At 54.2% G+C, this 26,978-nt stretch carries 25 protein-coding genes, 2 tRNA genes and 1 pseudogene; 13 read left to right on the top strand and 15 right to left on the bottom strand.

Annotated elements, in window-relative coordinates; all coding sequences use genetic code 11:
- Positions 1-11: 11 nt before the first annotated feature.
- Positions 12-1,082, top strand: coding sequence for a hypothetical protein (locus tag ACFQ0F_RS02205; protein WP_379068617.1), 1,071 nt, complete (start codon positions 12-14; stop codon positions 1,080-1,082).
- Here ACFQ0F_RS02205 and ACFQ0F_RS02200 read toward each other — a convergent pair.
- From ACFQ0F_RS02200 to ACFQ0F_RS02190, 3 genes are all read right to left on the bottom strand, one after another.
- Positions 1,044-2,249: a Bcr/CflA family multidrug efflux MFS transporter gene (locus tag ACFQ0F_RS02200; protein WP_379068614.1), complete on the bottom strand. Its 1,206-nt coding sequence runs from the start codon at positions 2,247-2,249 to the stop codon at positions 1,044-1,046. The genes ACFQ0F_RS02205 and ACFQ0F_RS02200 overlap by 39 nt on opposite strands.
- Positions 2,246-3,757, bottom strand: coding sequence for a DNA recombination protein RmuC (gene rmuC, locus ACFQ0F_RS02195; RefSeq protein ID WP_379068611.1), 1,512 nt, complete (start codon positions 3,755-3,757; stop codon positions 2,246-2,248). Before rmuC ends, ACFQ0F_RS02200 begins: the two co-directional genes overlap by 4 nt.
- Positions 3,758-3,832: 75 nt before the next feature.
- Positions 3,833-5,353 (bottom strand): helicase HerA-like domain-containing protein, encoded by a 1,521-nt coding sequence (locus ACFQ0F_RS02190; protein WP_379068608.1) that lies wholly within the window; start codon positions 5,351-5,353, stop codon positions 3,833-3,835.
- 168 nt (positions 5,354-5,521) lie between these two features.
- Between ACFQ0F_RS02190 and tusD the strand changes: the two genes are divergently transcribed.
- From tusD to ACFQ0F_RS02150, 8 genes are all read left to right on the top strand, one after another.
- The gene (tusD, locus tag ACFQ0F_RS02185) at positions 5,522-5,917 is read left to right on the top strand and encodes a sulfurtransferase complex subunit TusD (protein WP_340675152.1); all 396 of its coding nucleotides are present in this window, start codon (positions 5,522-5,524) and stop codon (positions 5,915-5,917) included.
- A 2-nt stretch (positions 5,918-5,919) separates the two neighbouring features.
- Positions 5,920-6,273 (top strand): DsrE family protein, encoded by a 354-nt coding sequence (locus tag ACFQ0F_RS02180; protein WP_379068604.1) that lies wholly within the window; start codon positions 5,920-5,922, stop codon positions 6,271-6,273.
- Positions 6,274-6,325: 52 nt separating this feature from the next.
- A complete protein-coding gene (locus tag ACFQ0F_RS02175) occupies positions 6,326-6,595 on the top strand; it encodes a DsrH/TusB family sulfur metabolism protein (RefSeq protein WP_379068601.1) in 270 nt (89 codons plus the stop codon).
- A complete protein-coding gene (locus tag ACFQ0F_RS02170) occupies positions 6,592-6,990 on the top strand; it encodes a TusE/DsrC/DsvC family sulfur relay protein (RefSeq protein ID WP_379068598.1) in 399 nt (132 codons plus the stop codon). The genes ACFQ0F_RS02175 and ACFQ0F_RS02170 overlap by 4 nt, the downstream gene beginning before the upstream one ends.
- Positions 6,954-8,045: a glycosyl transferase family protein gene (locus ACFQ0F_RS02165; RefSeq protein WP_379068595.1), complete on the top strand. Its 1,092-nt coding sequence runs from the start codon at positions 6,954-6,956 to the stop codon at positions 8,043-8,045. The genes ACFQ0F_RS02170 and ACFQ0F_RS02165 overlap by 37 nt, the downstream gene beginning before the upstream one ends.
- Positions 8,042-8,917, top strand: a complete 876-nt coding sequence (locus ACFQ0F_RS02160; RefSeq protein WP_379068592.1) for a DUF1853 family protein — start codon at positions 8,042-8,044, stop codon at positions 8,915-8,917. Before ACFQ0F_RS02165 ends, ACFQ0F_RS02160 begins: the two co-directional genes overlap by 4 nt.
- A gap of 75 nt (positions 8,918-8,992) precedes the next feature.
- Positions 8,993-10,351, top strand: a complete 1,359-nt coding sequence (locus tag ACFQ0F_RS02155; RefSeq protein WP_379068589.1) for a cytochrome ubiquinol oxidase subunit I — start codon at positions 8,993-8,995, stop codon at positions 10,349-10,351.
- The gene (locus ACFQ0F_RS02150; RefSeq protein ID WP_340675159.1) at positions 10,317-11,363 is read left to right on the top strand and encodes a cytochrome d ubiquinol oxidase subunit II; all 1,047 of its coding nucleotides are present in this window, start codon (positions 10,317-10,319) and stop codon (positions 11,361-11,363) included. Before ACFQ0F_RS02155 ends, ACFQ0F_RS02150 begins: the two co-directional genes overlap by 35 nt.
- A gap of 40 nt (positions 11,364-11,403) precedes the next feature.
- Here the strand turns inward: ACFQ0F_RS02150 and ACFQ0F_RS02145 are convergent, their stop codons facing one another.
- Positions 11,404-12,078, bottom strand: a complete 675-nt coding sequence (locus ACFQ0F_RS02145; protein ID WP_340675160.1) for a TetR/AcrR family transcriptional regulator — start codon at positions 12,076-12,078, stop codon at positions 11,404-11,406.
- Positions 12,079-12,183: 105 nt separating this feature from the next.
- Here ACFQ0F_RS02145 and ACFQ0F_RS02140 point away from each other — a divergent pair, with 105 nt between their 5' ends.
- Genes ACFQ0F_RS02140 through ACFQ0F_RS02130 form a run of 3 tightly spaced genes read left to right on the top strand, consistent with a single transcriptional unit; the run spans position 12,184 to position 18,008 of the window.
- Positions 12,184-13,401: an efflux RND transporter periplasmic adaptor subunit gene (locus ACFQ0F_RS02140; protein WP_379068585.1), complete on the top strand. Its 1,218-nt coding sequence runs from the start codon at positions 12,184-12,186 to the stop codon at positions 13,399-13,401.
- 3 nt (positions 13,402-13,404) lie between these two features.
- Positions 13,405-16,569, top strand: coding sequence for an efflux RND transporter permease subunit (locus ACFQ0F_RS02135; protein WP_379068582.1), 3,165 nt, complete (start codon positions 13,405-13,407; stop codon positions 16,567-16,569).
- Positions 16,566-18,008, top strand: a complete 1,443-nt coding sequence (locus ACFQ0F_RS02130) for an efflux transporter outer membrane subunit (RefSeq protein WP_379068579.1) — start codon at positions 16,566-16,568, stop codon at positions 18,006-18,008. The genes ACFQ0F_RS02135 and ACFQ0F_RS02130 overlap by 4 nt, the downstream gene beginning before the upstream one ends.
- Here ACFQ0F_RS02130 and ACFQ0F_RS02125 read toward each other — a convergent pair.
- The 9 genes and pseudogenes from ACFQ0F_RS02125 to ACFQ0F_RS02085 form a co-directional block, all read right to left on the bottom strand.
- The gene (locus ACFQ0F_RS02125) at positions 17,920-19,344 is read right to left on the bottom strand and encodes an amidase (RefSeq protein WP_379068576.1); all 1,425 of its coding nucleotides are present in this window, start codon (positions 19,342-19,344) and stop codon (positions 17,920-17,922) included. The genes ACFQ0F_RS02130 and ACFQ0F_RS02125 overlap by 89 nt on opposite strands.
- Positions 19,345-19,478: 134 nt before the next feature.
- Positions 19,479-19,555: transfer RNA gene (locus ACFQ0F_RS02120), tRNA-Asp, on the bottom strand.
- A gap of 21 nt (positions 19,556-19,576) precedes the next feature.
- A tRNA-Val gene (locus ACFQ0F_RS02115) sits at positions 19,577-19,652 on the bottom strand.
- 63 nt (positions 19,653-19,715) lie between these two features.
- A complete protein-coding gene (locus tag ACFQ0F_RS02110) occupies positions 19,716-19,928 on the bottom strand; it encodes a hypothetical protein (RefSeq protein ID WP_340675357.1) in 213 nt (70 codons plus the stop codon).
- Positions 19,928-20,434, bottom strand: coding sequence for a L,D-transpeptidase family protein (locus tag ACFQ0F_RS02105; RefSeq protein WP_379072070.1), 507 nt, complete (start codon positions 20,432-20,434; stop codon positions 19,928-19,930). Before ACFQ0F_RS02105 ends, ACFQ0F_RS02110 begins: the two co-directional genes overlap by 1 nt.
- A gap of 10 nt (positions 20,435-20,444) precedes the next feature.
- Positions 20,445-20,690 (bottom strand): hypothetical protein, encoded by a 246-nt coding sequence (locus ACFQ0F_RS02100; RefSeq protein ID WP_379068573.1) that lies wholly within the window; start codon positions 20,688-20,690, stop codon positions 20,445-20,447.
- Positions 20,691-20,739: 49 nt separating this feature from the next.
- A complete protein-coding gene (locus ACFQ0F_RS02095; RefSeq protein ID WP_340675360.1) occupies positions 20,740-21,279 on the bottom strand; it encodes a DUF6586 family protein in 540 nt (179 codons plus the stop codon).
- A gap of 113 nt (positions 21,280-21,392) precedes the next feature.
- Positions 21,393-23,984, bottom strand: a pseudogene (gene topA / locus ACFQ0F_RS02090) (type I DNA topoisomerase); the annotation flags it as partial.
- Between the two features lie 90 nt (positions 23,985-24,074).
- The gene (locus ACFQ0F_RS02085; protein WP_379068569.1) at positions 24,075-24,518 is read right to left on the bottom strand and encodes a hypothetical protein; all 444 of its coding nucleotides are present in this window, start codon (positions 24,516-24,518) and stop codon (positions 24,075-24,077) included.
- A 127-nt stretch (positions 24,519-24,645) separates the two neighbouring features.
- Between ACFQ0F_RS02085 and lexA the strand changes: the two genes are divergently transcribed.
- The gene (lexA, locus tag ACFQ0F_RS02080; protein ID WP_340675363.1) at positions 24,646-25,257 is read left to right on the top strand and encodes a transcriptional repressor LexA; all 612 of its coding nucleotides are present in this window, start codon (positions 24,646-24,648) and stop codon (positions 25,255-25,257) included.
- A 71-nt stretch (positions 25,258-25,328) separates the two neighbouring features.
- Here lexA and gloA read toward each other — a convergent pair whose 3' ends face one another.
- A complete protein-coding gene (gene gloA, locus ACFQ0F_RS02075; protein WP_379068565.1) occupies positions 25,329-25,709 on the bottom strand; it encodes a lactoylglutathione lyase in 381 nt (126 codons plus the stop codon).
- A gap of 79 nt (positions 25,710-25,788) precedes the next feature.
- Positions 25,789-26,967 (bottom strand): acetyl-CoA C-acyltransferase FadA, encoded by a 1,179-nt coding sequence (gene fadA, locus ACFQ0F_RS02070; protein ID WP_379068562.1) that lies wholly within the window; start codon positions 26,965-26,967, stop codon positions 25,789-25,791.
- Positions 26,968-26,978: the final 11 nt, after the last annotated feature.

Here is a 26,978-nt window from a genome sequence, read left to right as displayed (position 1 = left end):
GTTCATAGCGCATGGCATCGATCCCGTTTGTTTTGCGCGCCGGCGCTTTAGCTCGCGCGCATATCGAGGCGAATGGCTTCGATGCCAACCAAGTCGCGGCACTTGGCGCACCGGCTGGTGGGCCTAAGTTTCTCATCTTAAAACACCTGGATGACTACTTGTTTGGTCCTTGGCTAGCTCAACGCCGCGAGCGTTTACCAGTGTTCGGCTCGTCGATTGGTGCCTTTCGCTTAGTCGCTGCGGCGCATCAGGACCCTGCTGCTGCGCTTGATCGTTTAGTCGCGGCCTATAGCGCACAGCATTATGCGAGCAAGCCAGATGCCGCTGAAGTGTCACGGCAGGTTCGGCAAATCTTAGATAGCGTGTTGCAGACGGATGAGTTGGATCAGCTCATTGCACATCCCAAGTTGCATTTGCATTTGATCACCGCGCGCTGCAAAGGCTTAAGCGCACATCCGAAAGCTTGGTTGCAGGCGATTGGTTTAGGGCAGGCATTTCTGGCGAATTATCGCGGCCGCGACAAGCTTGCTCGGCATATGGAGCGCTGCGTGTTTCATAGTGGCGATGCTCCCTCGCCACTGCTAGACCGCGATGCCTTCACCACGCATTCGGTCGCGCTTACTGCGGAAAACCTTGCAGAAGCCACACTGGCTAGCGGCACGATTCCTCTACTTATGCGCTCGGTACGAGATATTGCTGGCGCACCCAAAGGCGCTCATATCGATGGTGGCATCGTCGATTACCATATGGATATGCCTTTAACTCCGGCAGAGCCTGGTCAGGCACCGATTTTATTTGTTCCGCATTATGAGTCGCGCTTGGTGCCGGGTTGGTTCGATAAAGGCATAGCTTCACGTCTGCCAACACAGGCAGACCGCCTTTTACTACTATCACCTTCGCCAGAGTTGATTGCCAAATTACCAGGCCAGGCCATTCCCAGCCGTAATGACTTCAAAACCTACCATGGCCGTGATGCTGATCGCCTAGTAGCTTGGCGCGCTGCCGTTGAGGCCAGCCGCGAAATAGCCGAAGCTTTTGCCGAGTTAAGTGACCGTGGTCGTTTGCTCGATGCCGTGCGGTAAAAACCGACTGCGAACGCAAGCTACGATGCCGCAGACTGCAATCACCATGCCCAATACCGCGGCATTATGACCCTGTAAGGCACTGACCACACTAGCTGCAACTGCACCGGAAACACTGCCGATAGTGCCGTAAAGTGCCGATGCTGTGCCCGCCTGCAACTTAAATGGCTCTAGCGCCAAGATCGTGGCATTTGGCAAAACAAAGCCCAAGCAGGCGGTGTAGATGGCTAACGGCGCGATCAGAGCCCAGAAGCCACCCCAGCCCGTATAGGCCAGCAACCCAAAGCAAGCCCCAGCAAACATTTGCAGCAATAGGCTGCGCTGCAACACAGTGCGCGGTGACCAAATGTCGAGAATGCGGCTATTGACCTGAGTCGCCATGATTAAGCAGAAAGCATTGGCGCCAAATAGCAGGCCAAACTGCTGAGCATCGAGACCGAAATAGACCATGAAAACGAATGGCGAGGCGGCAATAAAGGCATAAAGGCCGGCCATGCTAACGCTGCTGGTGAGCGCGAAACCACGGAATTGATGTGAGGCTAATAGTGAACCATAAGCTCTTAGGCTAAGACCAAGATGAAGAGGTTGGCGATCAGCTACCGCCAGGGTTTCGGGCAGCTTTTTATGTAGCAGCCACAGCACTAAGCTGCCATAGAGCGCGAGCATGCCAAAGATGCTATGCCAGCCAAACCAGACTAAAAGCTGCCCGCCGAGCATCGGTGCGACCATTGGCGCCACACCCATCACCAGCATCATCGCGGCATACATTCGCGAGGCTTCAGCGCCTTCGAAGCTGTCACGTACCACGGCACGAGCAATCACTACGCCGGCACAAGCCCCTAACGCCTGCACAAAACGTAGGGCAATTAAGGTTTCAACCGTCGTCACCCACATGCAAGCCAGTGAAGTAATCGCAAATAGACCGATACCGAAATACAGCGGTGGTTTACGACCAAAACGATCGGCCAATGGGCCATAAAATAACTGGCCAATAGCAAAGGCGGCAAAAAATGACGCCAGCGTGAGCTGCAAATGCGCCGGATCGGTCATCAAAGACTTCTGTAAATCGGGCAGCGCCGGCAAATACATATCGATGGACATGGGCGCGAACGCCGTCAAGCTGCCGAGCATAAATACTAGTAATGGTGTGCGCGCTAATGCGGTCATTCAGTGGGCTCGTTAGTGGTGTCGCCATTCGTTATATCGCGGTCAGCATCGTCGATATCAGACTCATCAAGCAAGGTTTGGCTGAGCTTTTTCTTCGGCGTGGTAATGCCTAATTTACGCAGCTTTTCGGCCTGACCTACTAGGTTGCCGCTGCCGGTTTTTAGCTGCTTAAAAGCGCTATCGTATGCCACTTGTGCCTGCGTAATACGCTCGCCAACCTTAGCTAAGTTTTCGCTAAAGCCAACGAATTTCTCATACAGATCCTTACCGCGATTAGCGATTTCCTGGGCGTTACGGGTTTGGTTTTCCTGCTGCCAAACATGCGCAACCATACGCATAACAAAGAGCAGCGTATTTGGGCTGACCAGTAAAATATTGCGCTTCCAAGCATCCTGCCAGAGTGCGGCATCACTGGTTGTTGCCAACAAAAACGCAGGCTCAATGGGCACAAACATCAGCACAAAATCTGGTGAGTTGGTCGGGAAAATATCCTGATAATTACGCTCAGATAAGCCTTTAATATGCGCGCGGATAGAGTCTAAATGCCGCTTCAGGGCTGCCTCGCGAGTGGCGTCATCGCTCGCATTGGCATAGTCCATATAGGCGTTTAGTGACATCTTCGCATCGATGATTAGGTGCTTATTATCTGGCAGATTAATGATGACATCGGGCTGAGCGCGCGTGCCGTCTTCGCGGGTATGGCTGATTTGCACTTCGTATTGCTGGCCTTTAATTAGGCCTGAGCTTTGCAGCACTTGCTCCAAGACCATTTCGCCCCAATCACCTTGGGTTTTATTTTGGCTGGTTAAGGCATTGGTCAGTTGGTTGGCGCGTTGGCTGAGCTCTTGGTTTAAGTTCATCAGCGTGCGCAAGCTTTCCGTTAGCGCCGAACGCTGCTTGGTATCGTCGCTGTGTACCGCATCGACGCGAGTTTGAAACTCATTTAAGCGCGTCTTTAATGGCTCCAGCATCTGCCCCAAAGCCTGCTGATTTTGCTCGCTAAAGCGTTTCGATTTTTCTTCCAAAATGCTTTGCGCCAGTATTTCAAATTGCTGGCGTAAAGAGTTTTTCGCCTCATCTAGCAAGGCGAGCTTTTCTTGACTGATTTGACGCTCAGTCGCCAATCGCTCTTCGCCTTGGCGACGCTCGGCGGCGAGTTGCTGATCTTTAGATTCACGCTCGAAGGCAACTTGCTCGGCTTTGGTTTCGCGCTCAGCCGCCAGCTGCTGAGCATGCGCTTGGCGCTCAGAGGCCAGTGTTTGCGTGAGCGCAGCAACTTGCTCACGCAGCGTAATGTGTTGCGCCTGACTATCTTTAGCAACGGCTTCAGATGTAGCTAGTGCCTGCTCGCTAGCACTCAGGCGAGCCTGCAAGTCTTGCTCACGCTGCACGGCGTGAGCTTGTTGCAATGCCCATTCGCGGCGATGACCACGGCCAAGCAACCACCACAAGATGCTTGCCAACACCAAACCAATAGCACTTCCTAACGCCAACGACACAATATCCATAAGCCTCTCTTAGTTAACTTTTTTGCGTTCTAAAGCGTGAGTTTGAGCGCCGCTAAAAACCGCTATCAAACAGCCCTAGCGGGACTTCGTAAATGAGCCCAATAATCCACGCAATAACTCATTGCCAACCTTACGGCCAATGGTAGAGCTAGCCGCACGCGCGGCGCTTTTGGCTGCGCTTTCCCAGAAGCTATCGGGCTCGCGTGCGGGACGCTTGTTAGCGGCTTTTTCAGCAGCTGCTTGCGCCTTGGCATTCGCAGTATCTGCCTTTGCTTGTGCCGCAGCTTCAGCATCTGCACGTGCCGACACCTCGGCATCTTGAGCCTTTTTCGTCAGTATTTCATAAGCCGATTCGCGATCTAAAGCCTGCTCATAGCGTCCAGCAAATGGCGAGCGCTGCATACTCAGCGCACGTTCTTCTGGCGTGATAGTGCCCATGCGCGAGCGTGGTGGGCGCACTTTAGCGCGCTCCACTGGCATGGGAATGCCGCCCTCGCCTAGGCATGACACGAGTGCTTCGCCAACACCTAAAGCAACAATAGCCTCAGCAACGTCGACACCCGCATTGGCACGGAAAGTTTCAGCCGCGGCGCGCACCGCCTTTTGATCTCGTGGCGTGAATGCGCGCAGCGCATGTTGCACACGATTACCCAGCTGGCCCAAGACGGCATCTGGTAAATCCAAAGGATTTTGCGTGATGAAATAAATGCCAATGCCTTTCGAGCGAATCAAGCGCACCACTTGCTCAATTTTATCGAGTAAGGCTTTCGGCGCGTCCTTAAAGAGCAAATGTGCTTCATCAAAAAAGAACACCAACAACGGCAATTCGGCATCGCCACGCTCAGGTAATGCCTCAAACAGCTCTGACAGCAGCCATAGCAAAAATGTCGAATACAAGCGCGGCTGCATAAACAACTTATTCGCCGCCAGCACATTAATGTGGCCACGGCCATCGAACGTGGTGCGCATGAAGTCGCTAAGCGTGAGCGCTGGCTCACCAAAAAATGCATCGGCGCCTTGCTGCTCTAGGTTAAGCAATGCTCGCTGAATCACACCCACACTGGCTTTACTGATGCTGCCGTAGGTCGAACCGATAGCATCTGGTGAATCACTGGCTAGCTGCAATAAGGAGCGTAAATCTTTGAGGTCGAGAAGGAGTAGCTGATTATCATCGGCATAGCGAAACAGCACGCTGAGCACACCTTCTTGAGTGTCATTGAGCTCTAACATGCGCGCCAATAATAGCGGGCCCAAATCTGACACCGTGGCACGCACTGGATGGCCTTGCTCGCCAAAGACATCCCAAAACACAACCGGATACGCCTGGGTTTGGAAGCCATTCATGCCGGTTTTTGCGGCACGCTCTGCCAATTTTGCATTGCTGGCATCGCCTGCCTGCGAAAGACCTGCGACATCGCCTTTGATATCAGCGAGAAACACCGGCACGCCAAGGTCAGAAAAGCCTTCCGCTAAAATCTGCAAAGTGACGGTTTTACCTGTGCCTGTTGCGCCAGCCACCAAGCCATGACGGTTGGCGTATTTTGTTAGCACGCTGCAGCGCTGCTCACCTTGGCCAATCAATACTTCTGCGCTCATGCCTCGCTCCTATTGCTCAAGCTTAAAACGGTTATTTTTATAACGCGCCAAAAAGCATCTTTGCCGGCGTATGTGTAAAAGTTAGTTCGGCATTCTAAAGCAACACGCCTCAGCCGCACGCGCAATCGGGTATGCTATGGGCCTGCTTGATGATGCGATGTGATCGTTATGCGCTTGAGTTTACTCATTACTGCCGCTCCCGACAGCGAAACTGCCCACCATGCGTGGCAATTTGTTGAAGCCGCTCTAGCAGCCGGCCATCACATCGTGCGCGTGTTTTTTGCCGATGCCGGCGTGCTTCATGGCCAAGCCCTGAGCACACCGCCGCGTGACTTCCCTAGCCTTTGCCAACGCTGGCAAACACTTCAGCAACGCGCCGACCTCGACCTTGTGCTCTGCGTTTCGGCAGCGCTGCATTACGGCGTGCTCGATGATGCCAACGCCAGCAGCTGGGAACAGCCGCACAGCAGCATTGCCGATGGCTTTGTTATCAGTGGCTTAGGCCAACTCGCTGAGGCGCAGCTGCAAAGCCAACACCTCGTAACTTTCCCTGGTCCGGCTTAATCATGCGTATTTTATATATCGCCGCCAGCGACCCTTACGCCAGCCAACGCGCACAAACCTTACTCGATGCATTGCTGGTCGCCGCCAGTTTTGGCGCGCAAGTGAGTTTGTTATTTCAAGGCCATGGGCTGCTGCAATTACTTCCTGATCAAGAGGCGGCATTGATTGATCGCCGCAGCCTAAGCGCTCAGCTCGATGCTTTGCCTTTGTTTGATGTGGAGGCGATTTATGCCGACCGCGCAGATGCTCAACGCCTGCATATCGATGCCAGCTCTAGCCGTGTTGATGTGCAATGGTTGGAGCCAGAAGCCATTGCTAGCTTAATTGCCGCGCATGATCAGGTGATTCGTTTATGAACGGCCTTTTATGGAGGTTTGCTCATGAGTACATTTTTATGAGTGCCTTTTCATGAGCACATTGCATATTGTCTTTGCCAATGAGCTACCGGAAGCGCTCACGCGCTGCTGGTCAGAGGGCGATGCACTGCTGCTAGCCGGGCCCTGTGTTGTGGCCGCACTTACAGCAGATACAAGCCTGCCTTCGCCCTGCTACGCGCTCGATGACGCCGTGCGCAGTCGAGGCCTAAACGCCCAATGGCCGTCGCACATCCCGCGCCTCAGTCACAGCGACTGGCTAAATTTACTGGCGCAACACCAACGCAGCCTGAGTTGGTCATGAGTCTGTTCTGGGATGTCACCGCGCTCGATAGCCGCCTAGGCCATCCAGAGCAATTCGACCCTGAAGGCTTTTTGCGCCAACCTAGCGAATGGACGCCGGAAATGGCAGAGGCCATCGCGGCATGCATTCCAAGCATCGGTGTCACTCACAAAAGCACAAATGAGCCAAATAAAAGCGCAAGCTTGAGCGCCGACCATCTCACCGTACTCAACGCCGCTCGCGACTTTTACCAACGCTTCCAGCGCATGCCAACCACACGCGTCTTTGTGAAGTTTTTAAGCCAAGAAGCACCACACGTGGGCAATAGCATTTCACTTATGCAGCTATTTCCCGACACGCCCATGCGCTGGGTTGCCATATGCGCGGGCCTACCAAAACCACCGAACTGTTTTTAATTATGCGCAATCAATACCTAAACGCCGAACACCCATTTGCCCAATACGTACGCATCTTGGGTAAAGGTAAAAGCTCCAGCCGCTCACTCTCGCTAGATGAGGCGCGTGATGCCATGGCGATGATTGTTGCCGGGGAAGTTGAGCCAGTGCAGCTAGGCGCATTTTTGATGCTGCTGCGGGTGAAAGAAGAAAGCCCTGAAGAACTGGCTGGCTTTGTCATGGCGGCGAAAATAGCCATTGAAAAGCGCCGCGATGAAGCCCTGAAAAACGCAGGCTTACCAGCCATAGCAGTGGATTTGGATTGGTCATCCTATGCTGGCAAACGCAAACATTACCCGTGGTTTTTGCTCGCGGTAAAACTACTCTGCCAGCATGGCGTACGTATTTTTATGCACGGTGCCAGCGGCCATACCAGTAATCGCCTTTACACTGAGGCCGTGTTGCCAAGCTTAGATTTAGCGGCTTGCCAAAGCTGGGCTGAGGCTAGTGCAGCCATTGCCAACAATAACTTTGCTTATCTGCCCGTGCGTGAGCTTGAGCCCATGCTCGATGACATGATTCAGCTGCGCAGCCTGCTCGGCCTTCGCTCACCAGTGCACACACTGACTCGCTTGCTCAATCCCACGCAAGCGCCAGCGGTGATGCAGGCCATCTTTCATCCTGCTTACCGAGAATCGCATCAACGTGCGGCACTGCTCTTGGGCTATGCCAATAGCTGCGTGATTAAAGGCGAAGGCGGCGAAATCGAGCGCAATCCTGACGGCACTTGCTTAGCCAAACGCGTGGTTAGTGGCGAGCCTGTAGACGAAGACTGGCCGATGATTTTTGATCAGCGCCATAGCCCTGAAGAACTGCTAAGCGATGACGTGATGCTGCGCGTTTGGCACGGCGAACAAGCGCACGAATACGGCGAAATGGCGATTATCGGCACGGTGGCGCTAACCTTGCGCACTTTGGCACTCAGCGACACGCCAGAAAACGCGATGATCATGGCGACAAGCTTATGGCAACAGCGCCATGACACGCCCGCCAAAGCATTAATAGCGCGCTTATGAGCGACTTCTGGCAAGCCTTTACGCAACCCGCTGTGCGCGATTTAGCATGGCTGATTGGCACGCCGCCGCTGCTAACACCATTAGGCGACACAGCTGGATTTTCCAACGTATATTGGCCAGATAACGCATTTTTCAGCGAACTTTTAACTGAAACCATGCCGCTACTGCAGAAGCTAGATCGCGAACCCGCAGCACTCATTGCGCATAGCGAAAATAGTCGCGACTACCGTCTTGGTTGCTACCTCGAGCGTCTGCTGAGCTTTTGGCTGGCGCACCCCGATAACCCGCGCTATGCGCTAGTCGCCGCCAATTTACCGATACGTGAAGATGGCATTACGCTGGGCGAGCTCGACTATCTCGTGCGCAACAAACGCGATGGCACACTGACGCATTGGGAGCTCGCGGTAAAATTCTATTTAGGCCGCCCTGAAACCGATCTTGATCAGCAATGGCTAGGCCCAGGTCTGCATGATCGCCTCGATATCAAGCGTGACCATTTATGCCAGCATCAGCTGCAGATAAGCCAAAAGGCAATCGCTCGCGAGATCATTAACGCGCATTTAGTAGCAACCGCAGAGCAGCCCTTAGGCAATGATGAGATAGCCCGCATGTGCTGGCTCAAAGGCCGACTATTTGCCGCCAGCGATAAGCAATGGGCTGTGGCCGACCCTACGCAGGGCAACCCAGAGGCGTTACGCGGCCACTGGTGCATAGACCACGAGCTGCCAAAAATGGCCGATAGCCGCCAAAAGCACGGCACCGTTAGTGCAAATTTCGACCAACCGCGCTTACGAGGCACGCGTTTATATCAGACTCAATGGTCAGTGCCGTCAGATTGGTTAAACACGGCGTATAGTCCTCGCCAACGCTAATTTTTCTGCGCCAAGTCACAATACTTTGTGATTTTATAGTTTAAAGTATGCTTAATTGATAACGAGGGTACGCTAGTGACCGATCCTGCCTTACTCGACGCCTTGATGCTTTCGCGCATCCAATTCGCCGCCAACATCAGCTTCCACATCCTATTCCCAACCATCAGCATGGGCTTAGCCTGGCTCATGGTGTTCTTCAAGATCCGCCACCATGTCACTGGCGACGATGGCTGGCTCCTCGTTTATCGCTTCTGGCTGAAAATTTTCGCGCTTACCTTCGCCATCGGCGTGGTCACCGGCATCACCATGTCATTCCAGTTCGGCACCAACTGGCCGGGCTATATGAATACGGTTGGCAATATCGCCGGACCATTACTCGCCTACGAAGTATTAACCGCGTTTTTTCTTGAAGCCGGCTTCCTCGGCATCATGTTGTTTGGTCGCGGCCGCGTGTCTGAAACCATACACACCATGGCCTGCTTACTAGTCGCCATCGGCACTAGCATCTCGGCGTTTTGGATTTTAGCCCTGAACTCGTGGATGCAAACACCCACGGGTTTCGAGATGATCGACGGCCGCGCGCATGTCATTAGCTGGATGGAAGTCATCTTTAATCCATCTATGCCCTACCGCCTCACACATATGCTAATCGCAAGCGGTCTAACTACCTCCTTTTTGATTGCTGGTGTCTCAGCTTATCGCTGGCTACGCGGCGACCATGGCTCCGATGTGCGCATGGCTTTGCGCACCGGCGTAGTCTTAGCCGCCATGCTCATCCCAGTGCAAATAATGGTCGGCGATGCCCACGGCATCAATACACTGGAACATCAGCCCGCGAAAATTGCGGCTATTGAAGCGGTTTGGAAACGCGAATCTGCGGTACCACTATTGCTATTTGCCATGCCCAATGAGGCTGAAAAACGTAACGATTACGCGATTGGCGTGCCCTACGGCGCCAGCTTAATTTTGACGCACTCGCTAGATGGCGAGCTGCCCGGCCTTGATGAGTTCCCCGCTGGCCACGCGCCGGTTGCCGCTGTGTTTTGGTCATTCCGCGTCATGGTCGGCATGGGTATGCTCATGCTCGCCATGGCATGGGGCTGGGCATTTTTGCTCTGGCGTCGTAAAGATAACTACCCGCGCCTAGCCTTACAGGGCCTAGTCGCCATGACTTTCTCCGGCTGGGTTGCAACCCTCGCTGGCTGGTATGTCACTGAAATGGGCCGCCAGCCCTGGCTCGTCACCAACGTCTTGCTCACCAAAGACGCCGTTGGTGCCGTCCCTGCCGCCACGATTTTCGGTTCATTAATCATGTACTTACTGATGTATGCCTTCCTCATGGCGGCCTATGTCTCGGTAGTGTTTTACCTAGCGCAGAAAGCGCAGCACAGCGATGATCATGTCGACAACAACATCGCTACTGGAGGTCACTAATATGTTGCCTTGGATTCCCGATGACATGCTGCCGCTGATTTTTGCCGGCTTAATGGGCTTTACGCTGTTGCTTTACGGCCTGCTCGATGGCCTCGATCTCGGTGTTGGCGTGCTCTTGCGGCGCGCCAATATTGACGACAAACACATGATGATTGCCAGCATTGGTCCCTTCTGGGATGCCAATGAAACCTGGCTGGTGTTGGGCATCGGCCTATTACTGGTGGCCTTCCCCTCGGCGCACGGCATCATCCTCGGCGAGCTTTATATCCCTGTTTTAGTGCTGCTCTTAGGTCTGATTTTGCGTGGCGTTGCTTTCGATTTCCGCGTTAAAGCCCGTGCCAATCATCAACCCTTATGGAATGCCGCCTTTTATCTCGGCTCGCTGATGGCCTGCTTGGCACAGGGCTTTATGCTCGGTCATTTCCTCACCAATTTCGCCCATTCGTGGATGGCCTACGGCTTCTCCGCCTTTATTGGCCTCTGCTTTGTCGCTGGCTATGCCCTGCTCGGCGCCTGCTGGCTGATTTTGAAAACCGAAGGCCTGCTGCGCCAACGTGCCGTGCATTGGGCTCGCGGAGCTTTGTGGCTAACGGCTGCCGGCATCGCCGCAATCTCCTTAGCCACACCCTTGGTTAGCGCACGTATGGCTGAGCGCTGGTTCAGTCTGCCCAACCTGTACTACTTGCTGCCAATACCCGTAGTTACTACAGCCTTAGTGCTGATGCTTGATCGCGTCTTAGCTAGCCTCATTGGTAACGATAATGAGCGCTATAGTTGGGTGCCATTTACTGGCGTAGTGACCTTGTTTTGCATCGCTTCAGGGGGCCTCGCCTATAGCTTGTTCCCCTATATTATTATCGACCAGATGACCATTTGGGACGCCGCATCAGACCCAGAGGCATTGCGCGTCGTCTTACTTGGCGTGATGTTTGTATTGCCGGTTATTTTGGCTTACACGGCATTTTCATATCGCGTGTTTTGGGGCAAGGCCGAGCCTTTACTCTATCGTTGATAGCGTCACTGGGCGCTAGTTAGCTAGCTTATAGCGCCTTTTAACTGCCATCGGCCTGCTCAAGGATATGACGCACGGCCGAGCGCAACTGCGTTAGCAAAGCCTCAGGATTTACTTTCGGGTTGCGAATGGCGCGAATGCGAATGCCATCAACCATCGCACCCAACATCTCCGCCTTCGCCACCACCACCGCATCACTCAAAACCTGCCCTGGATGCTTAGCTTGCCAAGATCGCCGCACCAAGCACTGCACAGCTTCACTGACTAAGACATCGGCGGCTTGCACCTGCTCAGCCACGCGCGCATTGCGCCCTGCCTCAGACAAAATTTCCATAATGAGTGCATTGCTGCTCGGATCTAGGCTGCGCATTAACGCGCCTTCAGCCTCCTCAACTAAGGTTGCCAAAACATCGTCGCTGCGAGCAAAACCCTGCATACGCGCAACAGTAATTCCGGCCTCATGCGCGACACTGGCGCCGATAATCGCCTCTTTATTTTCAAAATAATGATAAATATGGCCTGAGCTCATGCCCGCTTTTTTGGCAATGCTCGCGATACTGGCACCATGAAATCCACAAGCACGAAAACAATGCTCAGCGGCCTCAAGTACTTGCTGTCGGCGTAATTTAGCGCGGCTATCTGCGCTAGAACAGATGCCAGATTTTTCGGCAGACGCCGCCTTATCCATACTATATGCAGGTGTATGTTCAGACACTTTTTGCCTCATAGGCTATTGCTTATAGGTCAAGACTGACATATTTTAGAATGAACATTCAATCTATATTTATGACAGAGCTATTTCAGTCATAAACTCGAGGTCATGATGCAGCGTCTTCCTTACTTAGCCAGCGCCCTGGTGTTATCAAGCTTACTCAGTGCCTGCGGCAGCCAAGAAGCGCCTGCCAGTGCGCCGCCACCCGCCGAAGTGGGGATTATTACGCTAAAGGCGCAAGCGATTGACTTGACTACGACACTGCCAGGCCGCGTCACAGCCTTTCAAACTGCTGAAGTGCGGCCGCAAGTCGGTGGCATCGTTAAACGCCGTGTCTACGCCGAAGGCACTGAAGTTAAAGCCGGCAGCGTGCTCTATGAATTAGACCCAGCGACTTATCAGGCCGCATATGCCAGCGCCAGCGCATCCCTAGCCAAGGCCAATGCCCTAGCCAAACAGGCCAAATTGATCGCCAAACGCTATGAAGGCTTAGTGGCTATTAAGGCCGTTAGCCAACAAGAAAATGACGATGCCCAGGCCTCAGCCGCCCAAACGCAGGCCGATGTAGCACTCGCTAAAGCCGCCCTCGATAAAGCCCGCATCGAGTTGAATTACACACGCATCACTTCGCCTATCAGCGGCCGTAGTGGCAAATCCAGCGTTACCGCTGGTGCACTACTCACCGCCAATCAAGTGCAAGCACTTACTACCGTGGTTCAGCTAGACCCCATTTATGTTGATATGACGCAGTCGAGCAGCGACTTTCTCGCACTCAAACGCGCAATCGAGCAAGGCGGTGTAAGCCAAAGAAAGCGCATACCGGTGACATTAACGCTGAGTGATGGGCGCAGCTATGAGCATATCGGCAGCGTCGCATTTTCTGAAAGCACGGTAGACCCAAGCACCAATAGCATCACCCTGCGCGCACAATTTCCTAACCCTAGCGGCCAATTGCTACCCGGCTTATTTGTTCAAGCTAAAGTCGTCCAAGGACAACAACAAGGTGTACTAGCACCGCAACGTGCATTGAGCCGAAACCCACAAGGCGATGCCACTGCGATGGTGCTCGACCAAGACAATAAGGTGCAGCCACGCGTGGTGAAAACTTCGCGTGCCATTGGCGATAAATGGCAGGTCGTTGAAGGTCTGCAAGCGGGTGATCGCCTTGTAGTTGATGGCTTGCAAAAAGCTCGGCCAGGTAGCGTAGTAAAGCCCGTGCCATTTACGGGAGATCAGCTGGTAGAAAAAACTCCAGCTAAATCTGATGAAGCTGACACCGCAGCAGAAAAAACCGCCGCACCATCAGCAGCCAAAAAGGCGGAGTAAGTCATGTCACGTTTCTTTATTGACCGGCCTATTTTCGCCTGGGTCATCGCCATTCTCATCATGTTCGCCGGCATATTATCGATAGAAAATTTGCCGGTTTCGCAATACCCAAGCATCGCTCCACCATCCATTAGCATCAGCGGTAGCTACCCCGGCGCTTCGGCAAAAACCGTCGAAGACTCGGTGACTCAGGTTATCGAGCAAAAAATGCAGGGCATCGATGGCCTGAGCTATATGTCATCGAGCAGCGATGCCAATGGCAGCGTCAACATCACGCTCTCATTTGTCAGCGGCACCGACCCCGATATTGCTCAAGTGCAGGTGCAAAATAAGCTGCAGCTGGCCTTGCCACTTTTGCCCGATGAAGTGCAACGCAGCGGCCTGCGCGTGGCAAAAGCTACCCGCAACTTCCTGCTCGTGGTTGGCTTCGTTTCTGAAGATGGCTCGATGAGCCAATACGATTTAGGCGACTACGTTTCCGCCAACCTTATTGACCCCTTGAGTCGGGTGAAAGGCGTTGGTGATACTCAGCTATTCGGCGCTCAATACGCCATGCGCATTTGGTTAGACCCTGCGAAGCTGGTGAGCTACAAGCTAGTACCGGCCGATATTATCGCGGCCATTCAGGCACAAAATACGCAAGTCTCCGCTGGCCAACTAGGTGCTACGCCTAGCGTGCCCGGCCAACAACTCAATGCCACCATCACCGCACAAAGCCGCCTGAAAAATGCCGAGCAGTTTCGCAATATCCTGCTAAAAACTCAGGCCAATGGCGCCACAGTATATTTGCGCGATGTCGCTCGCGTTGAGCTTGGCAGCGAAAGCTACAACACCATTGCTCGCTTTATGGGCAAGCCTGCTACCGGCATGGCGATCAAAATGGCCACTGGCGCCAATGCGCTAGAAACTGCGCGCTTGGTGAAAGAGCGTGTGGCCGAACTATCGCCATTTTTCCCCGCTGGCATGAAGGCAGTATTCCCCTACGACACCACACCATTCGTGAAACTGTCGATTGAGGAAGTGGTGAAAACGCTGATCGAGGCCATAATTTTGGTGTTCTTGGTCATGTTTTTATTCTTGCAAAACTTTCGTGCAACTCTGATTCCCACACTCGCCGTGCCAGTGGTATTGCTCGGTACTTTTGGCGTGCTTGCGGCCTTTGGCTATTCGATCAACACCCTCACCATGTTCGCTATGGTGCTGGCCATCGGGCTCTTGGTCGATGATGCTATTGTCGTGGTCGAAAACGTTGAGCGCGTGATGCGTGAAGATGGCCTTAGCCCTGTTGAAGCCACGCGAAAATCCATGTCGCAAATAACTGGCGCATTGATCGGCATCGCTCTCGTGCTATCGGCCGTATTTGTCCCGATGGCATTTTTCGGCGGCTCCGCAGGCGTCATTTATCGCCAGTTCTCCATCACCATCGTCTCTGCCATGGTGCTCTCTGTCATCGTTGCACTAGTACTCACACCGGCACTTTGCGCAACCTTGCTGAAGCCTATCCACGGTCATGAGCACGAAGCGAAGACTGGCTTTTTTGGCTGGTTCAACCGCCACTTCGAGCGTGGCAGCGATGGCTATAAAGGCATCGTTGCAGGCTTGCTAAAAAAGCCTAAGCGCTGGTTGGTATTTTATGTGCTGATCATCATCGGTTTGGTGGCGCTATTCGTGAAACTGCCCACTTCATTTTTACCCGAAGAAGATCAGGGCTTTATGTACACGCTGATTCAGTTACCGGCAGGCGCGACGCAAGAGCGCACGCTGGCAGTGTTGAAGCAAGTTGAGCATCACTTTTTAGAGACTGAAAAAGACAATATCGAGTCGATGTTTGGTGTCGTTGGTTTTAGCTTTGCCGGCAGCGGCCAAAACGCCGGTCTAACCTTCGTGCGCTTTAAAGACTGGTCTGAGCGCACAGGCGAAGGGCAAAGCGTCAACGCTGTGGCTGATCGTGCGCGCGCTGCATTTAGCAAAATTCGTGATGGCATGGTCTTCCCTATCGTGCCACCAGCGGTGCGTGAACTCGGCAATGCCGGCGGCTTCGATTTGCAGCTGAAAGATCAAGGCGGACTAGGTCATGAAGCCTTGATTGCTGCGCGTAATCAGCTCTTAGGCATGGCGGCGCAAAGCCCAGTCATTGCTGGCGCTCGCCCCAATGGACAAGAAGACACACCGGAATATCAGCTCGATATTGATGCGCAAAAAGCCGCCGCACTCGGCATTAGCTTAGGCGACATTAACAGCGTACTGAGCACTGCTTGGGGTGGCCGCTACGTCAACGACTTCATCGATCGTGGCCGCGTTAAACGAGTCTATGTGCAAGGCGATGCGCCCTCACGCATGCTGCCATCGGACCTTGAGCGCTGGTTTGCTCGCACCAAAACTGGTGAGATGGTGCCGTTCTCGGCCTTCGCCACCGCGCATTGGGGCTTTGCCTCGCCGCGACTCGAGCGCTACAACGGCCAGCCATCGGTAAACATTCAAGGTAGTCCTGCGCCGGGCTATAGCTCAGGCGAGGCCATGGATGCGATTGAAGAAATAATCGGCAAGCTACCCGCCGGCATTGGCTTCGAATGGACCGGTGTATCTGAGCAAGAGCGCAGCACTAGCGGCCAAGCTCCTATCCTCTACGCTATCTCTCTGCTGGTGGTGTTTCTCTGCTTAGCGGCGCTGTATGAGAGCTGGTCGATTCCATTTGCCGTCATGCTTGTGGTGCCGCTTGGCGTGGTTGGCGCGTTGTTGGCGACACAGCTGCGTGGCTTGAGTAACGATGTCTACTTCCAGGTCGGCCTACTCACCACCATTGGTTTGGCAGCGAAAAACGCCATCTTGATTGTGGAGTTTGCGAAAGAGCTGCAAGAGGCTGGGCATGAGTTAATGGATGCCACACTGACTGCCGCACGCCAGCGTTTACGGCCTATTCTGATGACATCTCTGGCCTTCGGCTTGGGCGTGATGCCATTGGCCACCAGCCAAGGCGCAGGCTCAGGCTCGCAACATGCCATTGGCACAGGCGTACTTGGCGGCATGGTCAGCGCCACGGTATTGGGCATGTTTTTTGTGCCGCTATTCTTCGTCTTGGTCCGTGCACGTTTTAGTAAGCAAACACTCGTTACCGCTAAAGATTCTTCGGCAAAACCTGTTGCTAGTGACTCGGAGACGCCGTCATGAACCCTCGTTTAAGTATTCTTTTAGCCGCATCCATGATGGCCTCTGGCTGTAGCTTATTGGCGCCAAACTACGAGCGCCCGCTGCTACCAATCGCCGAGCAATGGCCAGCCGACATAAACAGCAGCGCCGATGGTCGCGAGATCAGCCAATGGCCATGGCAGCAAGTCATCCTTGAGCCGCGCTTGCAGGCAGCGATTAGCCTTGCGCTAGAAAATAACCGTGACGCACGCATCGCTGCCTTGCAGGTGACTCGTGCTCGTGCGGTCTATGGCGTGGGTCGCAGTCAGCTATTTCCTAGCATCGATGTCTCTGGCACCAGCACTAACTCGCGGATCAGCTCATCAAGTAGTGGCTTTAGCGGCATTTATCGCCAGCAGCAAGTTGGCGTAGGCATCAGCAATTTTGAGCTGGATGTCTTTGGCCGTTTAAGCAACTTAAGCGACAGCGCGCGCGAGCAGTATCTCTCCACTAGCGATGCTCAACGCAGCATCGCCTTGAGTCTGATTTCTGAAGTCGCCAATGCTTGGCTAACACTGGCCGCCGATGCCGAGCAGCTCACCCTCGCCGAGCGCACGCAGCAGGCACGCCAAGAGGCCTTCGACATCATCACTGAGCGCGATAAAGCCGGTGTTGGCTCACGCTTAGACATCACCGCCGCCGAAAGCAGCCTGCAAGTGGCTATCGCCAGCGCGGCTGAACTACGTGCATTGGTCGCGCAAGATCAAAATGCGCTGAGCTTATTGCTCGGTACACAGCTGCCCACAGAACTTGCGCCCACGCAGCTGCCCAGCCAAGCCACCATCGATGCCCTGCCCGCAGGCATCCCTGCCGAAGTCTTGGTTGCACGGCCAGATGTGATGTCGGCCGAGCACGTGCTGAAAGCGCGTTATGCCGATATTGGCGCAGCCCGCGCAGCATTCTTCCCGAGCATCTCACTCACGGCCAGCACCGGTAGCGCGAGTACAGAGCTTTCAGGCTTATTTGATGGCGGCACGCGAGTGTGGAGTTTTGCACCGCAAATTCGCATCCCGCTGTTCACCGCTGGGCGCAATTTAGCGAATTTACGCATCAGCCAAGCCGATCGCGACATTGCTGTGGCGCAATATGAGAAAACCGTGCAAACGGCCTTTCGTGAAGTTGCCGACGCTTTAGCGACGCTGAGCACACGCGATGAACAGCGCGAAGCTCGCCGTGCCATTGCCAAAGCCAATGACGAGCGCCTGAGCCTGACACAAGCACGCTACGACGCCGGTCTCGATAACTATCTATCCTTGCTCGATGCCCAGCGCGAAGCCTTTAGCAGTGCGCAAGATCGCATTCGTGCCGAGCTCGCGCATCAGGCCGCAATTATTACCCTGTATAAAGCCCTAGGTGGTGGAACGGCTGTGCCGCCTCCAACTCAAACGCCAGCGCCAATAGACGACGCTCCTCGCCCCTAGCGCCAGAAAGCTGCACGGCAATCGGCAAACCTTCTGCCGTGCGGCCCATGGGCATCGACAGCGCCGGCGTGCCGGCGGCATTGTTTAATGGCGTAAAGCTGACGTAGTTGCGCAGGCGCTCAAACAGCGACTCAAATGACTGCACTGGCGACAAATGCCCGAGCTTCGGAGTGGTGTGCGACAGCACCGGCGAAAGCAGCACATCACAGTTGCGAAAGATTTCCGCATAATCATTGGCTACACGCTTCATGCCCCAAAGCATCATCGGCGTACGCCACATATTTTTCCGATAATACTGCGCCAAACCTTGAGTGAGATTATCCGTCTGCGCTTTATCGAAATCGGCACCTAATAGCTTGTGGCCAAAAGTGCTGAGCAAATACGACAACATGCCCCAATACTGGCTGAAGTCATCAGCAAAGCTTTCGCGGATGGGTAGCTTGATGAGCTCCACGCTATGGCCTAGACCTTCAAGCACGCGCGCAGTCGCCTCAACTGTCTCACGCGTAGCAGCATCGGTGGCCTGGCCGGTGATCGAGTCAAGCACTAGACCAATGCGCATGCGCTTGTTTTCCGGCCCCGTGACATGCCCCACCGGCGACATTTTCTTGCCACGATAATGCTGCTCCATGGCATGCATAAATTCGGCGGTATCACGCACACTGCGCGTCACCACACCTTCACTGACAATATTAACGGGCAATATGGCCGCTGCCTCACCATCAATAAAACGTCCACGCGTAGGCTTTAAGCCAATCAAGCCACAGGCTGCAGCTGGGATACGAATTGAGCCGCCACCATCGTTTGCATGCGCTATTGGCACCACGCCAGCAGCAACCAATGCCGCCGAACCGCCTGAAGATGCACCAGCTGAATAATCCAAGTGCCAAGGGTTCGGTGTTGCAGGGCGGCTTTTGAACTCGGTTGAGGCGTTAAAACCAAACTCTGGCAAATTGCTTTTGCCGAGCACATTCATGCCCGTGCTTAAAAAGTGCGTAGTGAAGGCGCTATCTTTTTTTGCTGGATGCGAACCAACAGCAAGCGAGCCTTGGCGCGTCGGCAAGCCCTGCATATCGGTATTGTCTTTGATGAACGTTGGAATGCCAGCGAAGGCGCCTGAGTGCGACTGCTCAGCATTGCGGCGAGCAGCATCATACGTTGGCAACACGATGGCATTGAGCGTGGCATTGACCTGCTCAGCGCGAGCAATGGCCGCCTCAGTAAGCTCTAGCGCAGAAACCTCGCCACGCTGCAAACGCACGCGTAACGCAACGGCGTCGTCCAGGCCGAGCGCATCGTCGGTGGTGAAGGCGTGACATTGTTTGGATGAAGGCATGGATGTGGCGCTCCTTATTTTTATAGGCCGACTAATGTTTGAATCTAGCAGATATTATTGGCCTCAATTAACTAATAGTTTTTCCAGCACAAACAAAAACGCCCCAGCATAAGCTGAGGCGTTTTCGTGTCATATGGCGCAGCGGACGGGACTCGAACCCGCGACCCCCGGCGTGACAGGCCGGTATTCTAACCAACTGAACTACCGCTGCGCGTTGGTTACACTATGCGATTGGTGGGTGTTGACGGGATCGAACCGCCGACCCGCTCCTTGTAAGGGAGCTGCTCTCCCAGCTGAGCTAAACACCCGCTGCACATCGTGTGGGCCGCATTATAGGGATAATCCTAGCCCTGTCAAAAGGAAAATGCGCCTTAGGCGCTTGATTGGCCGTTTTCTGAACATGCCAGCCCTTTTGCCGCCTCCACAGCCGCATTTAGCGTTGAAAACAGATTGCCAACCGAATCGCCAGCACGATTACTAATCTGATAGCCCTGCACCTGCAGAGAAAAGCTTGCGCGATCGAGCTCACCGACCTCTAGCACGCTCCAGCCGGTATCTTCCACCGGATACACATTGCCTATCATTAGGCTGTCTCGCTGATGAAGACCGGTGTGCCTGCTCGCGTGCGTTCAAATAGCGCCATCATGTCGGCGTTGCGCAGGCGAATGCAGCCATGCGAGCGTGGCTCGCCCATGGGCTCGGAGTCAGGTGTGCCATGAAAATAGATATAACGGCGCTGGCTGTCGACATTGCCACCGCGATTGAACCCAGGCTCGTTGCCGCAAAGCCAAAGAATGCGGCTTAGAATCCAATCACGGTTGGGATGCTGTGCGTGTAGCTCGGGCGTCCAGGTCTCGCCCGTGAAGCGGCGGCCGCGCAGTACGGCGGCCTGAGGTAGGCCATCGCCAATGCGCGCGCGGATACGATGCCAGCCGCGCGGCGTACATTCGCTGCCGTTAAGCTCGCCTACGCCATTGCTAGCGGTGGAAATGTCGTAATGTGATTGAACTTGGTCGCCACGCAGCTGCCAGAGCTGCTGTGTGGCAATGCCTACTAGCAGCCAATTGCCCGCTGGCGTGACTGTGGGCATAAATAACGGCTTAGTGCAGCGTGGTGTGGTCGTCATCGCTGCCATCAGGATTGGCCATTTGATGGCTAGCAAGCTGTACGCCAGCGCCGATCATTGCGCGAGCAATATCTTGCGCACGGTCACCAAGCAATAGACGCGCTTCGCTAGAGAACTTTACGCTCACCAATGGCTCCGATTTGGCGCCGTCGCCACTGCGGCGCAATTGCATCTCGCCGTCTTCACTTTCCGATAACTCTAAGTAAGCAAATTCGCTCATGTTGCCCTCAACACACCGCCGCAAATGGTTTTCGCGGAGGGTTAATGTATTAAAACTCGACCAGCTCCGCGCGGAAAAAGCGAATCATATTGGTCAGTTCGCGATGGATTTCGTGCAGGCCTTCAAGATCACTAGCCGATAGCGGCTGATCTTCCTCGGTCATCACCAATGGAATAGCGATGCGCGCGGGTGACTCGTCGTCGAACTGCATTTCTGGCAGCTCGATAGGTTCGTAGCAGGTCGCACTTAAGGCGCTTAGGCGGCTGACCCAGCTCGATGAGTCTTCGCCCAGACCAAGGATGATCTCGGCCTCAGGAGAACGCGCGCCGCGAACGGCCATTGCTTCACGTAGAGCCTGAGCTGAGCATGCTGCGGGCTGCACTTTGTAAAATTTCGACAGCTCTTGAAACAGTGCGGCTAAACCCGTGTGCAAATGCCAAATTGCCGCCTCACGCGCACTCAGTGCACGCGGCTCACTATTGAACGCTTCACTGTCGGCCAAGGCCTCGGCCAGCATGTCTAGCTGCAAGCGCGCGAAGTACAACTTTTGGTTGGTGCGCGAAGGGTAAGGGTTGCGGTGCTTGCTCATGATTTTTTCACTACCGCCTTTTTCGCTGGTGCTTTCTTAACAGTAGCTTTCTTGGCTGGTGCCTTTTTAGCGGCCGCTGCTTTCGGCTCAGCTTTTTTCGGCTCAGTTACGCGCCATACGCCATCGACAAAGAAAGCCTGCCAACCAGTGGCCTTACCCTCTTCCTCAGTCATCACATACTGCTCTTTGGTTTTGCGGCTATAGCGCAAAATCGCCGGACGACCTTCGCCATCTTCTGCCGGAGCATCGAGCAAATAGACATGTTTCGGGTCGAGCTTTTCAGCCACCAGTTGAATCTCAGCTACCGTTGGCGCGCGAGTCTCACGGTTTTTCGGAAACTTGCTGGCCGCTAGAAATAAGCCGCTGGCACCATCGCGCAATAAGAAGTGATCATCGACTTTGCTACAGGCGAGCATCGGCATGCTGATTGGGTCGGCCTTGGGTGGCGCAGCTTCGCCATTGCGCAAAAGTTTGCGTGTGTTGCCACAGGCGCTATCGGTACAGGCAAAGTATTTACCAAAACGACCGGTCTTGAGCTGCATATCGCTGGTGCATTTATCGCACTGGATGATCGGGCCGTCATAGCCTTTGATGCGGAACTGGCCTTGCTCAACTTCAAAACCGGCGCAATCGGGATTGTTACCGCAGACATGGAGCTTGCGAGTGGCATCGATGAGGTAGCTTTCCATCGCCGTGCTACAAATCGGACAGCGATGCTTTGCACGTAGCTGCTGAGTTTCGGCATCTTCTGCGGTATCGAGATCTACAGCTTCATCGCCGCGCGTCAGGTTAACCGTGTGTTTGCAGCGCTCTTTAGGCGGCAAGGCATAGCCCGAGCAGCCCAAAAATACACCGGTCGAGGCCGTGCGAATTTGCATAGGCCGCGCACAGTCAGTGCAGGGAATATCGGTCGCTACCGGCTGATTCGGGCGCATGCCATCTTCTGCTTGAGCAGCAGCGAGCTTGGCCTTGAAGTCGGCGTAGAAACGATCGAGCACGCGCTTCCAGTCTTCGCTGCCCTCGGCGACTTGGTCGAGCTGCGCCTCAAGGTCGGCGGTGAAGGCGTAATCCATCAGTGCGCTGAAGTTCTCAGTCAGACGGTCGGTAACGATGTCGCCCATTTTTTCCGCGTACAAACGACGGCTTTCCAAGCGCACATAGCCGCGATCTTGAATGGTCGAGATGATCGCCGCATAAGTCGATGGTCGGCCGATGCCGCGCTTCTCTAGCTCTCGCACCAAGCTGGCTTCAGTGAAGCGCGCCACGGGCTTGGTGAAGTGTTGTGTGGGATCAAGCGCGCTCAGGCTCAAGGTTTCGCCAACGGCAACATCAGGCAAGACCACGTCTTCTTTGTCCTTACTCAAGGCACTCATCACGCGTGTAAAGCCATCAAAGCGCAAGATACGACCACGTGTGCGCAACTCGAAGTCGGCGGCGGCCACGGCCAAGCTGGTGCTGGTGTACTCGGCTTCGGTCATTTGGCAGGCCAAGAATTGCCGCCAGATTAAGTCGTAAAGGCGCTCAGCATCTTTCTCTAAGCCTGCGAGTGTGCCGGGTTTAGCGTTTGCGTCCGATGGCCGAATGGCTTCGTGAGCCTCTTGCGCGCCATCTTTGCTGCTGTAGCGAATTGGATTTTCTGGCACATAGCGCTCACCATAATTCGACACGATAAACGCACGCGCGCTGGCGACGGCATCTTGGCTCAAGTTGGTAGAGTCGGTACGCATATAGGTGATATGACCGGCTTCGTATAAACGCTGCGCCAAGGTCATGGTTTTCTTCACCGAGAAACCTAGGCGCGTGCTCGCGGCCTGCTGCAAGGTGGAGGTAATGAACGGTGCCGATGGCTTGGTGCGCGTGGGTTTATCATCGCGCTTCGCCACTTTATAAGCGGCCTTTTGCAGTACCGCTAAAGCGGCATCAGCCTGAGCTTTGTTGACTGGCTTGAAGGCTTCACCAGCTTGGCGAGTAACCTCTAAACGCAGCGCCACATCGCTTGGCGTTAAGGTGTCAGCGTGAATCTCCCAAAACTCTTCAGGCACAAAGGCACGGATTTCACGCTCACGCTCAACCACCAAACGCAGCGCAACCGATTGCACACGGCCAGCGGATAAGCCGCGAGCGATTTTTTCCCAGAGCAGCGGCGACACCATAAAGCCAACAACGCGATCGAGAAAACGTCGCGCCTGCTGTGCATTTACACGGGCAATATTGAGCTCACCGGGCGCTTTAAAAGCCTCGGTAATCGCGGTCTTAGTAATTTCATTAAACACCACGCGCTTATAGCGGCTGTCATCACCACCAATGACTTCGCGCAGGTGCCAAGCAATGGCCTCCCCTTCGCGATCCAAATCGGTTGCGAGATAGATGATGTCGGCATCTTTCGCTAGAGCTTGCAGCTCGCTGACCACCTTTTCTTTGCCGGGCAAAATCTCGTACTTAGCGATCCACTGCTTTTCCGGGTCAACGCCCATTCGACCCACTAACGCAGCTTGCTGCTTAGCACCTTTCTGGGCGGCTTTTTGCTCAGGCGTGAGTTTGCGCGTCTCGGCTGCGGCTTTCGCACGCTCAGCCGGCGTACTGCCACCACCACTAACTGGCAAGTCGCGCACATGGCCTACACTCGACTTCACGATAAAGTCTTTGCCTAGGTACTTGTTGATAGTCTTAGCTTTTGCAGGGGACTCAACGATGACCAGCGATCTGCCCATAGTGGGAGGTTTCCTCAAAAAGTGATGGGGTCGCGCGCTACCAACCCAATAAGCCGCCTATCTTCAAGGCCTTGCGCGAATGGGTCAAGCGCTGGCAGCGGCTAATACTGACCGCATAGTGTCAACCGAGGTGCTTTTTGCATCTTCACGCCAATAGACAATGGTGGCATTGGTCAAAACTTCAATACCCAACCAAGTCTCTGGCGCCGGTGTTGGCCAAGGCATGGCATTGAGCCAAGCTTCGGCGTTATCTACTGGCTGCCAATTGCCTAAACCTGCGTGCCAGCGCCATTTGCCAATGAGCGCTTTCGGTAATGCGTGTGGCCATTGATAGTGCGCAATCATGCGACGACCTTCAGGCAGCTCTAGCCATTCTGGCGCTGGCCGTAGGTGCACGCTGAAACCAGCATCTTTCGCTTGCTTGCGCTGCGCCATGAGTGCGCGATCACGCGGACTAGGTTTCAACCACATGATATTGCCGACAATAAAGGCAATGACTAAGAACAGGATAATGATGAAGGTCATCATGAATGAATTCACTTTTGAATTACTGGAAAGGCGGCAGTCTAGCCTGATTCGCCACTTGTCACACAACTACTGTACATAATGACAGGCTCGGTGTAAGGTTTGTCAACTGCTAATTGAGAACGCCGCCATGATCGCACTAACCACACGCCAAGCTGAAGTTTTAGATTTCGTCCGCGACTGCCTAGAGCGCAATGGCATGGCGCCAACGCGCGCTGAAGTGGCGATCAAATTTGGCTTTCGCTCGAAAACAGCAGCAGCCGATCACCTTCGTGCGCTTGAAAACAAAGGCTATATTCGCCTGCATCCAGAACTGTCGCGCGGTATTCAATTGCTTATTGATCCCGATGAAGATGCCGATCTGATACCAGTCATCGGCTCGGTGGCTGCCGGCTTGCCCTTAGAGGCAGTGGAAAATCATGACCATAGCTTGCCAGTGCCACGCGGCTTGTTTAGTAAGCGACCGACCTATTTGCTGCGCGTGCGCGGCGAGTCGATGAAAGATGCCGGCATTCTCGATGGCGACTTAATTGCCGTCTACAAAACTCATATCGCGCGTGCAGGCCAGATTGTCATTGCCCGTATCGATAATGAAGTCACGGTGAAGTATCTCGATTTCGAGAAGAAGATGATCAAGCTGGTACCAGCTAACACTACGTTTCAGCCACAAATCATCACTCCCGATAAAGTCATCATCGAAGGTGTGTTTGTTGGGCTTATTCGCGATAGCTTTTTGACTTAATAAGCTGGCAGCTCGGGCAGGCTACGCTCTGTGAATGCAAAGCCTAGCCTGCCTACTAACCGCTTCGAGGCTTAGTGCTTGTCCTGAATCAGCTCGATTTTGTAGCCATCGGGGTCTTCGACAAAAGCAATCACGGTGGTGCCATGCATCATCGGGCCAGCTGGACGCGACACCTTGCCACCCTTTGCGATCACTGCATCACAGGCGGCGTAGGCATCGGGCACTGCCAGCGCAACATGACCATAACCCGTGCCTAGCTCGTAGCTGCTGGTATCCCAGTTATGCGTAAGCTCTAGCTCTGCGCCGCCATCACCAAAACCTAGAAATGCCAGCGTAAAGCGGCCGCCCTCGTAGTCTTGGCGGCGAATCAGCTGCATGCCCAACACCTCGGTGTAAAAAGCGATGGACTTATCTAAATTGCCAACGCGCAACATGGTATGCAAGATTTTCATCTGTATCTCCCTCTTCAGTTAGCAAAAAGCCGCGATAGTCGCGGCTTTTTGCAGATACTACTTAAGCTATCAAGATCGCTTAAACGCGCTCGATGATCGTGGCAATGCCTTGGCCCAAGCCAATGCACATGGTCGCCAGACCGATTTGCGTGTCTTTCTGTTCCATCACGTTGAGCAAGGTCGTGGTAATACGCGAACCCGAGCAACCCAGTGGGTGACCCAAAGCAATCGCACCACCGTTGTGGTTAACCTTAGCTTCGGCCTGCTCAAGAATGTTCAGACCTTTCAGTACCGACAAACCTTGTGCAGCAAAGGCTTCGTTAAGTTCAATGGTTTGGATGTCATTGATGCTCAGGCCAGCGCGCTTCAAGGCTTTTTCAGTAGCAGGCACTGGGCCCCAGCCCATGATCGCAGCATCGCAACCAGCAACGGCCATCGAACGAATTTTCGCACGTGGTGTTAAGCCAAGAGCTTTAGCGCGTTCAGCACTCATGATCAGCATGGCAGATGCGCCATCGGACAAAGCCGATGAGGTACCGGCTGTGACTGTACCGCCTTTCGGGTTAAAGGCTGGGCGCAAAGCTGCGAACTGCTCTAACGAAGCATTTTGACGAATCACTTCGTCGATTTCGCAGAACTGCTTGAAGCCATTAGCGTCGTGGCCTTCAATGCCAACGATTTCATTTTTGAAACGACCGTCGAGGGTGGCAGCCCAGGCTTTTTGGTGTGACATAAGACCAAATTGGTCCTGCATCTCACGGGTAATGCCATTCATAGTGCCGAGCATTTCAGCAGTCAAGCCCATCATGTTCGAGGCTTTTGCGTAATGCTTAGACGCCGCTGGGTTCAGGTCGATGCCATGCATCATGCCAACGTGGCCCATGTGCTCAACACCGCCGATGACAAATACATCGCCTTGGCCAGTCATGATTTGTGCCGCTGCGGTGTGCAGTGCTTGCATCGATGAGCCGCAAAGACGGTTCACGGTTTGGCCAGGAACTGAACGTGGCAGCTCGGCGAGCATGGCGATATTACGCGCCACGTTCATGCCCTGCTCTAGCGTTTGGTTAACACAGCCCCAAATCACATCTTCCACTTCTTCGGGGTTGGCATTTGGGTTACGGGCAAATAGCGCCTTCACCAGCTCGGCCGAAATAGTATCGGCACGAACATTACGGAACATGCCATTTTTGGTGCGGCCCATGGCGCTACGCACGCCATCGACAATCACCACATCACGCGGGTTCAAAGTAGTCATGTCAGGCTCCT

The sequence above is a fragment of the Paraperlucidibaca wandonensis genome, assembly GCF_042677145.1.
Classification (GTDB): Bacteria; Pseudomonadota; Gammaproteobacteria; order Pseudomonadales; family Moraxellaceae; genus Perlucidibaca; species Perlucidibaca wandonensis.
This window is presented reverse-complemented; position numbering and strand designations above follow the sequence as displayed.

Bases quoted from the DNA above. Each gene is read 5' to 3' on its own strand.
- ACFQ0F_RS02205 (WP_379068617.1), top strand. From the start codon at position 12: ATGGCATCGATCCCGTTTGTTTTGCGCGCCGGCGCTTTAGCTCGCGCG.
- ACFQ0F_RS02200 (WP_379068614.1), bottom strand. From the start codon at position 2,249: ATGACCGCATTAGCGCGCACACCATTACTAGTATTTATGCTCGGCAGC.
- rmuC (WP_379068611.1), bottom strand. From the start codon at position 3,757: ATGGATATTGTGTCGTTGGCGTTAGGAAGTGCTATTGGTTTGGTGTTG.
- ACFQ0F_RS02190 (WP_379068608.1), bottom strand. From the start codon at position 5,353: ATGAGCGCAGAAGTATTGATTGGCCAAGGTGAGCAGCGCTGCAGCGTG.
- tusD (WP_340675152.1), top strand. From the start codon at position 5,522: ATGCGCTTGAGTTTACTCATTACTGCCGCTCCCGACAGCGAAACTGCC.
- ACFQ0F_RS02180 (WP_379068604.1), top strand. From the start codon at position 5,920: ATGCGTATTTTATATATCGCCGCCAGCGACCCTTACGCCAGCCAACGC.
- ACFQ0F_RS02175 (WP_379068601.1), top strand. From the start codon at position 6,326: ATGAGCACATTGCATATTGTCTTTGCCAATGAGCTACCGGAAGCGCTC.
- ACFQ0F_RS02170 (WP_379068598.1), top strand. From the start codon at position 6,592: ATGAGTCTGTTCTGGGATGTCACCGCGCTCGATAGCCGCCTAGGCCAT.
- ACFQ0F_RS02165 (WP_379068595.1), top strand. From the start codon at position 6,954: ATGCGCGGGCCTACCAAAACCACCGAACTGTTTTTAATTATGCGCAAT.
- ACFQ0F_RS02160 (WP_379068592.1), top strand. From the start codon at position 8,042: ATGAGCGACTTCTGGCAAGCCTTTACGCAACCCGCTGTGCGCGATTTA.
- ACFQ0F_RS02150 (WP_340675159.1), top strand. From the start codon at position 10,317: ATGTCGACAACAACATCGCTACTGGAGGTCACTAATATGTTGCCTTGG.
- ACFQ0F_RS02140 (WP_379068585.1), top strand. From the start codon at position 12,184: ATGATGCAGCGTCTTCCTTACTTAGCCAGCGCCCTGGTGTTATCAAGC.
- ACFQ0F_RS02135 (WP_379068582.1), top strand. From the start codon at position 13,405: ATGTCACGTTTCTTTATTGACCGGCCTATTTTCGCCTGGGTCATCGCC.
- ACFQ0F_RS02130 (WP_379068579.1), top strand. From the start codon at position 16,566: ATGAACCCTCGTTTAAGTATTCTTTTAGCCGCATCCATGATGGCCTCT.
- ACFQ0F_RS02125 (WP_379068576.1), bottom strand. From the start codon at position 19,344: ATGCCTTCATCCAAACAATGTCACGCCTTCACCACCGACGATGCGCTC.
- ACFQ0F_RS02110 (WP_340675357.1), bottom strand. From the start codon at position 19,928: ATGATAGGCAATGTGTATCCGGTGGAAGATACCGGCTGGAGCGTGCTA.
- ACFQ0F_RS02105 (WP_379072070.1), bottom strand. From the start codon at position 20,434: ATGCCCACAGTCACGCCAGCGGGCAATTGGCTGCTAGTAGGCATTGCC.
- ACFQ0F_RS02100 (WP_379068573.1), bottom strand. From the start codon at position 20,690: ATGAGCGAATTTGCTTACTTAGAGTTATCGGAAAGTGAAGACGGCGAG.
- ACFQ0F_RS02095 (WP_340675360.1), bottom strand. From the start codon at position 21,279: ATGAGCAAGCACCGCAACCCTTACCCTTCGCGCACCAACCAAAAGTTG.
- ACFQ0F_RS02085 (WP_379068569.1), bottom strand. From the start codon at position 24,518: ATGATGACCTTCATCATTATCCTGTTCTTAGTCATTGCCTTTATTGTC.
- lexA (WP_340675363.1), top strand. From the start codon at position 24,646: ATGATCGCACTAACCACACGCCAAGCTGAAGTTTTAGATTTCGTCCGC.
- gloA (WP_379068565.1), bottom strand. From the start codon at position 25,709: ATGAAAATCTTGCATACCATGTTGCGCGTTGGCAATTTAGATAAGTCC.
- fadA (WP_379068562.1), bottom strand. From the start codon at position 26,967: ATGACTACTTTGAACCCGCGTGATGTGGTGATTGTCGATGGCGTGCGT.